The sequence below is a fragment of the Propionivibrio sp. genome, assembly GCF_017995515.1.
In the GTDB taxonomy this organism is placed as follows: domain Bacteria; phylum Pseudomonadota; class Gammaproteobacteria; order Burkholderiales; family Rhodocyclaceae; genus Propionivibrio.
Map to the genome: position 1 here is coordinate 3,384 of NZ_JAGOIT010000102.1, position 7,257 is coordinate 10,640.

General features: G+C 64.6%; 7 protein-coding genes. 2 read left to right on the forward strand and 5 right to left on the reverse strand.

Going from position 1 to position 7,257, the window contains the following annotated elements; all coding sequences use genetic code 11:
• From KBA32_RS14175 to KBA32_RS14185, 3 genes are all read right to left on the reverse strand, one after another.
• Positions 1-377, reverse strand: a 377-nt coding sequence (locus KBA32_RS14175; RefSeq protein WP_294360107.1) for an SCP2 sterol-binding domain-containing protein, incomplete at its 3' end; no start/stop codon positions are given.
• A gap of 2 nt (positions 378-379) precedes the next feature.
• Complete coding sequence (locus KBA32_RS14180) at positions 380-1,285, reverse strand: U32 family peptidase (protein WP_294360109.1); 906 nt, start codon at positions 1,283-1,285, stop codon at positions 380-382.
• Positions 1,286-1,411: 126 nt separating this feature from the next.
• Positions 1,412-2,425, reverse strand: a complete 1,014-nt coding sequence (locus tag KBA32_RS14185; RefSeq protein WP_294360112.1) for a peptidase U32 family protein — start codon at positions 2,423-2,425, stop codon at positions 1,412-1,414.
• A 205-nt stretch (positions 2,426-2,630) separates the two neighbouring features.
• Between KBA32_RS14185 and ercA the strand changes: the two genes are divergently transcribed.
• Together ercA and KBA32_RS14195 are read left to right on the forward strand one after the other, a co-directional pair.
• Complete coding sequence (ercA, locus tag KBA32_RS14190) at positions 2,631-3,788, forward strand: alcohol dehydrogenase-like regulatory protein ErcA (RefSeq protein WP_294360115.1); 1,158 nt, start codon at positions 2,631-2,633, stop codon at positions 3,786-3,788.
• Positions 3,772-5,961, forward strand: a complete 2,190-nt coding sequence (locus KBA32_RS14195; RefSeq protein WP_294360118.1) for a bifunctional diguanylate cyclase/phosphodiesterase — start codon at positions 3,772-3,774, stop codon at positions 5,959-5,961. The genes ercA and KBA32_RS14195 overlap by 17 nt, the downstream gene beginning before the upstream one ends.
• Here the strand turns inward: KBA32_RS14195 and KBA32_RS14200 are convergent, their stop codons facing one another.
• Positions 5,962-6,744 carry an SDR family oxidoreductase gene (locus tag KBA32_RS14200; protein ID WP_294360121.1) on the reverse strand — a complete coding sequence of 261 codons (783 nt, stop codon included), beginning with the start codon at positions 6,742-6,744 and terminating at the stop codon, positions 5,962-5,964. It lies immediately after the preceding gene.
• A 21-nt stretch (positions 6,745-6,765) separates the two neighbouring features.
• Positions 6,766-7,257, reverse strand: a 492-nt coding sequence (locus tag KBA32_RS14205) for a thiol:disulfide interchange protein DsbA/DsbL (RefSeq protein ID WP_294360124.1), incomplete at its 5' end; no start/stop codon positions are given.

Below are 7,257 nucleotides of genomic sequence, written 5' to 3' on the forward strand. Positions count from 1 at the left end.
TCGCCCTCGATCGACAGTTCGCGGTTGAAGAACAGCGTGTCCGGGTCTTCCTGGCGCGCGACGAGCTGCAGGAAGGCCGAAAGGTTGGCGCGGAAGGCGAGGTCGGGCGTCTCCGGCGTTGTGAACAACGGGCGGAACAGGCCGTTGCGGTACGTGAAGGCGGCGCGTCCGCCGGTATCGAGCACGTCGACGAGGAAGCTGCGCCCTTCGAGCAGGTCGAGGCTATCCTGCGGCAGCAGCTTCATCTTGAGCGCCGTATTGAGGCCGGTGACGAGGACGAGCGCGTGCGGCCATTGCGGCAGCTTGTTGCCGACGGCGGAAACGAAGGCCGGCAGCTTGAAGCGCGGGATGGTGAACGAAAGTGAAGGCAGTGCCATGATCAGGCTCCTTGCAGTTGAGCGAGCGCCGCCTGGTGGTGCGAGGCGATGCCGGGTTCGCCGAACCAGTAACCGTCGACGAGACCTTCAGCGGCCCAGCCGGTCATGTCCGGCGTCACCGCTTCGCCGCGGCGGGCAGCGTCGAAGGCGGCGATGATTTCCTTCATGTATTGCGGCTGCGGGCTGACGCGGATGATGTCGACGCCGATCTTGAGCATCTCGGGGACTTCGGCGAGCAGGTTGTAGGTCTGTGCCGACATCGTCTGGATGCCATTGATCGCCAGGAAGGGCTGGCCCTCGCGCGTCTTCAGCGTCATCGCCTCGGGATGGTCGAGGCACTTGAACTGGCAGTCGTCCTTGTTCAGCCCGTAGTGGCGGGCGGTGAAGCAGCGCGCCGAGAAGGCCAGCGGCAGCTTGCCGAAGACGAAGACCTCGGTCTCGACGCCTTCCGGTCGGCCGGCGTGCAGCGTCTCGACCAGCGTGCGGTCGGCCTCGAGCGGCGGCACCCAGCGGCTGAGGCCGTAGCGGTGGAAGGTATCGAGCGTTGCCGTGTTGTAGAGGTTTAGGTGCGGGCCGGCGACGAAGGGACGGCCGTTGGCGATGTTTACCGCGCCGAGGTCGTTGGCTTCGATCTTGCAACCCGCCTCGTCAATGAGACGACGCGTGGCCTTGAGATCGCTCTCCGATTCGAGCAGCGCCTGCGCCGAGACGACGACTTCCTTGCCAGCGTCGGTCAGGTCACGCGCCAGCCCGATCCAGTCGGCGACGCGCAGCTGCTGCCGGCGCGAGCAGACGACTTCGCCGACGTAAATGATGTCGAGCGCCTCGATCTGCGCCATCTCGGCGTAGAACTCGAGCACTTCCTGTTTCGGCCAGAAATAGAGCAGGGGGCCTAGAGCTAGTTTCATTGGTAAAACTCTTTCAACGCAGAGATCGCAGAGACGCAGAGGGCGCGGAGAAAGAACAAGAACGGAGATTTTTCCTCTGCGTTCTCTGCGCCTCTGCGCCCTCCGCGTTGAAAGCGGTTAAGGATTTCATCGCCACGGACGGTTGTAAGCGCCCAAGGTCGCTTGGACACCTTCCGAGACCTTGCCGAGCTCGGCCTGCCAGGCCGGTTTGACCTTGAACTGGTCGCCGGCGCGGCCGAAGTCGTCGAGTGCGGCGCGTAGCGTGCGGGTGACCTGCGCGACGTAGGTCGGGCTGCGCTGGCGGCCTTCGACCTTGATCGCCGAGACGCCGATCTTGACGATCTCCGGCAGGATCTCGAGCACGTTCAGGCTGGTCGGCTCTTCCATCGCGTAGTAGGTCTCGCCATTGACCTCGAAGCGGCCCTTGCACAGCGTCGGATAGCCGGCCGGTTCGTCGTCCTTGTAGCGGTCGATCAGGATGCCGTTCAGGCGCGTGTCCATGCGCCCGGGCGCCTTGTCCCATTTCACGTACTTGGCCGGCGAGCAGGCGCCGACGGTGTTCGGCGATTCGCCGGTGGCGTAGGAAGAAAGCCAGCAGCGGCCCTCGTTCATCACGCACAGGCTGCCGAAGCCGAAGACCTCGATCTCGACCGGCGTGTTCCTGATCACCAGCTCGACCTGCGCCAGCGTCAGCACGCGCGGCAGCACGGCGCGGCGCACGCCGAACTCGCGATGGGCGAAGTTGACCGCCTCGTAGCTGGTCGCCGAGCCTTGCACCGAGAGGTGCAGGCGCAGGTTCGGGTGGCGCTTGCTGGCGTAATCGAGCAGGCCGACGTCGGCGAGGATCACCGCGTCGACGCCGAGATCGGCGGCACCATCGACGGCGCGATGCCAGTCGGCCTCGCGGCCGGGTTGCGGGAAGGTGTTGATCGCCATCAGCACGTGCTTGCCGCGCGCGTGCGCGTACTGGATGCCCTCGACCATCGCCTTCTGGTCGAAGTTGAGGCCGGCGAAGTTGCGTGCGTTGGTGTCGTTCTTGTAGCCGAAATAGACGGTGTCGGCCCCGTTGTCGATCGCCGCCTTGAGCGCCGGCAGGCTGCCGGCCGGGCAGACGAGTTCGGGTAGTTTCTGTTGCCGCATGGGAATTCTCGAAATTCGAAGCGGCAAGTATACCGAGCAGGCGCCCGGACCGCATGATATTCATCAATTTTCACCGGTGCGCGGCGAGCTCCGGACGTGGGTCCTGGCTGGATTTTGCCGCGCGGTTGGGTATGATGAATTGAGAGATCGGCTTCTTGGCGTGCCGTCGGCGGCGGTCGTGCGCGGCTCAAATCGGGGGGATGCAATGGCGCTTTACGAGATGCGGAAGTTCGTCGCACCGGAGTTCATCTTCGGTGTTGGCGCGCGCAAACGCGTTGCTTTCTACGCGCGCAACATGATGGCGCGGCGCGTCTTCCTGGTCAGCGACCCGGGCGTGATCGCGGCTGGCTGGACGCAGGATGTGCGCGACTCACTGACGGAAGCCGGCATCGAATCGGTGCTGTTCAAGGATGTTTCGCCCAATCCAAAGGACCACGAGGTGATGGCCGGGGCGGCGTTGTTCGCGCGCGAGCACTGCGATGTGATCGTCGCGGTCGGTGGCGGTAGCGCCATCGATTGCGCCAAGGCGATCGGGATTGTGCATGCCAACGGCTGCGACATTGGTGCGATGGAGGGTGCCGACCAGGTCGAAATGCCCGGGCCGCCGCTCATCTGTATCCCGACGACGGCGGGTACGGCGGCAGATATTTCGCAGTTCTGCATTGTCGTGAACTCACTGAAACGCTACAAGATGGCGATCATCAGCAAGACGGTCGTGCCAGATGCGGCGCTCGTCGACCCGGAATGCACGCTGACCATGGACCGTTACCTGACGGCCTGCACCGGTATCGACGCACTGACGCATGCGGTCGAGGCCTTCGTCTCGACGGCCAGTTCGCCGGTCGTCGACGTGCATGCGCTGGCGGCGATCAAGCTCGTCTGGCAGAACATCGAACAGGCGGTCGCGGTGCCGCACGACCTGACGGCGCGCGAGAACATGCTGCTCGCCAGCCTGCAGGCCGGTCTGGCTTTCTCGAACGCGAGTCTGGGCGCAGTGCATGCGCTCGCGCACTCGCTCGGCGGCTATCTCGACCTGCCGCACGGCGAGTGCAATGCGCTCCTGCTCGAACACGTGGTGCGCTTCAACATCAGCGAGGCACCCAGTCGCTACGCGCAGATCGGCGAGGCGATCGGGATCGACATGCGCGGCATGAGCAAGCGCGAACAGGCAAAGCGGATCACCGAGGCGCTGGCGGCGCTGCGTACCCGGATCGGCATCCGTGACAGCCTCGCGTCGCGCGGCGTACGTTCGGCGGACATTCCCGATCTTGCAGGGCACGCGATCGAGGATGCATGCATTGTCACCAACCCGCGCTTCGCCACCGTGGCCGACGTTCAGGCGATCTATGGCGAAGCCATCTGAAATCAAAGACTGGGAGGCCAAGCGCGCCGGCATCGTCGGCCTTGGCGAGCGCTCGTTCCACAAGAGCTACTACCCGCAGTTGCGCCAGAACGTCGAGCGACTGGAGCGTTTCCACACGCTGCTCGACCAGACGACCGACTTCGTGATCCTCGTCGCCCTGCCGGACGGCACGGTGACCGACGCCAATGCCGCACTCGGGCGATTGCTCGGCGAGCCGGCGGCGAACCTGATCGGCCAGCCGTTCGCCGAACTCGGTCTGGGCGATGCGCAGGACGTCCTCGACGTTCTGCGTCGGGAGATGAGCGAATGCCTGGCCGGAAACTCGATGCCCGGGCATTCGGCGGTGGTCGAATTCTCGCCGCCGGGGTGTGCGGACGAATCGTTGTGGCTCGATTTTTCGTATCGCGTCGCGGTGGTCGACGGGCGGCCGTTCGGGGTGATGGTCGGCCGCGACATCACCGAGCAGCGACGCAATCACCAGATGGTGACGGCGCTGCTCGCGGAAAAGGAGGCGCTGCTGGAGAACGCGCTGGTCGGCATCATCATGGTGCGCCAAAGCCAGATCGTTTCGTGCAACCGGCGATTCGCGGCGATCTTTGGCTATTCTTCGGCGGCGCTGCCGGGTCAGTCGACGCGCGTGTTGTTCGGTACGGAAGATGCCTTTGCCGCGTTCGGCGAGGAGGCGTACCGCAGCCTGTCCAGCGGTGAGAGCTATACGGCGACGCTGATGGTGGCGCACGCCGACGGCAGTTCGTTCTGGTGCGAACTGACCGGGAGCGCGGTCGATCCGCGCTATCCACGCGAGAGCAGCATCTGGATCTTTACCGACGTGACCGAGCGCAAACTGGCCGAAGAACGGGCCAGCTACCTCTCCTATCACGACGCGCTGACCGGCCTGCCGAATCAACTGCTGATGCAGGACCGCCTGCAACAGGCGATTGCCTTTTCCAACCGCATGGGCACCAAGGTCGCGTTGATGGTGCTCGATATTGATCGTTTCAAGGCGGTCAACGACTTCCTTGGGCACGACGCCGGCAACCGCATGCTCGTCGCCGTCGCGCAACGTCTGCGCGGCAAGCTGCGCGGCACCGATACGGTCTGTCGCCAGGGCGGCGACGAATACCTGCTGTTGCTGACCAACCTTGCCGAGCCGGATGCGGTGGTCACCTTCCTCGGCGAATTGCAGGAGAGCTTCCGCGAACCGTTTCGTATCGACAACGCCGAGATGGTGATGTCCGTCTCGGTCGGCGTGACGATGTATCCGGAAGACGGCGCCGATTTCGGCACGCTCTTGCGCAAGGCGGATACGGCGATGTATCGGGCCAAGGATGCGGGGCGCAACAGTTACCGCTTCTTCAACGAGGAAATGAACGATGCGGTGATCGAACAGGTGACGCTGCATGCCGGCTTGCGCCGCGGGCTGGAGGCCGGCCAGTTCGCGCTCTACTACCAGCCGCAGATCGAAATTTCCAGTGGCCGGATGGTGGGTGCGGAGGCGTTGATCCGCTGGAATCATCCTGACCTCGGACTGGTTTCTCCGGCACGCTTCATCCCCGTTGCCGAGGAGACCGGACTCATCGTCGAGATCGGCGACTGGGTCATCCGCGAAGCGTGCCGCGAGGCCGCGCGCTGGATGGCGCTCGGCTTCTCCGAGCCGCGCGTGGCGGTCAATCTCTCGGCCCTGCAGTTCAAGCGTGGCGACATCGAGAAGTCGGTCGCCGCGGCGATCGAGGCGTCGGGCATCGAGCCGCACATGCTGGAACTCGAATTGACCGAGTCGATCCTGATCGGCGATACCGAGAACGTCCTGGCGACGGTCAAACGGCTCAAGATCATGGGCGTTCGCCTGTCGATCGACGACTTCGGGACCGGTTATTCTAGCCTCTCGTATCTCAAGCGCTTCGAGGTCGACAAACTGAAGATCGACCAATCATTCATCCGGGACCTGGCGACCGACCCCGAGGACGCGGCGATCGTCCGCGCCATCATCCAGATGGCGCGCAGCCTGGGGTTAAGGACGGTGGCCGAAGGCGTCGAGACGCAGGACGTTCTCGACCACCTGCGCCTCTTCCATTGCGACGAGGCGCAGGGCTACTTCCACGCCCGGCCGATGCCGGCCGACGACTTCGTTGCTTTCTGCCAGGCGCGCCTCGCCGGAGAGGCCAAGCGCTGATCAGAGCACCTTCGGCTTGCGCGGCGCGTTGGCGAACAGGCGGTCGTAGAGCCCGTTCGGTAGCAGGCGCAGCAGTTTGGCGACGACGCCCATCTGCCACGGAATGACCGTGTAGCTGCAGCCGCGTTCGATGGCGCGGGCGAAGCGGCGCGCTGCTTCTTCGGGTTGCAGCAGGAAGGGCATGCGGTAGGGGTTGATCGCCGTCATCGGCGTGGCGATGTAGCCGGGCGCGATGGTGACGACCTTGATGCCGGAGGCACGCATCTCCAGGCGCAGACTTTCAAGATAAGTGATCACCGCTGATTTCGACGCGCTGTAGGCTTCGGCGCCGGGCAGGCCGCGAATGCCGGCGACCGAGGCGATGCCGACCAGGCGGCCGCCCTTGCCGGTTTTCGCCGCTTCGCGCATCGCGGCGATGAACGGCGAGAAGGTCGCGGCCATGCCGAGGACGTTGATCTCGAAGATGCGCCGGATGACGGCGAGATCCTCGGCGCACTCAGTCAGCGTGCCAGACGAGACGCCGGCGTTGGCGATGACGATGTCGGGCGCGCCATGACGTGCGACGAAGTCTTCCGCCGCCGCGCGCAGAGCGTCGGCGTCGCCGACGTCGAGCGGATAGCAGGAAACATGTGCCGCGCCGAGGGCTTCCAGCGATGCGGCCAGCGTCCGGAGTTGCTCGCCGCGTCGCGCGGCGAGCCCAAGAACAACCCCCTGTTTCGCGTAGTGCGTGGCCAGCGCATTGCCGATGCCCGACGAGGCGCCGGTGATGAAGACTCCGGACACGTCAGCAGCTTGGCTGAAGCGTTACTTCTTCGCGGCGCGCTCTGTACGCGCTTTATCGATCACTTTCTCGGTCAACGCCAGCAATTCGTCGTGGTTCTTGACGTTCTTGCCGACGACGAGATAGCGGCCGTCGACGACCAGTGCCGGAACGCCGGGGATCTTGGCCGCACGCGAGAGCTGGTCGGTGCGCTTGACGTTGCTGTCAGTGGAGAACGACTTGAAGGCATCGCTGAACTTCTTGGCATCGACGCCTTGCGAGACGGCCCACTCCTGGACGCTCTTCTCGTCGATCAGTTTCAGGCCCTTGACGTGGATGGCGTCGAACGCCGCCGCGTCGAGTCTTTCCATCTCGCCGATCGCGTCCAGCGTGTAGAACAGCTTGGCCATCAGCTGATAGAACGGGCTGTTGAAGCTGACCGGAACGCGCTTGAAGGCGACGTCGGCGGGCAGCTTCGCCGCCCATTTCCTGACCAGCGGGTTGAGGTCGCTGCAGTGCGGGCAGGCGTAGGAGAA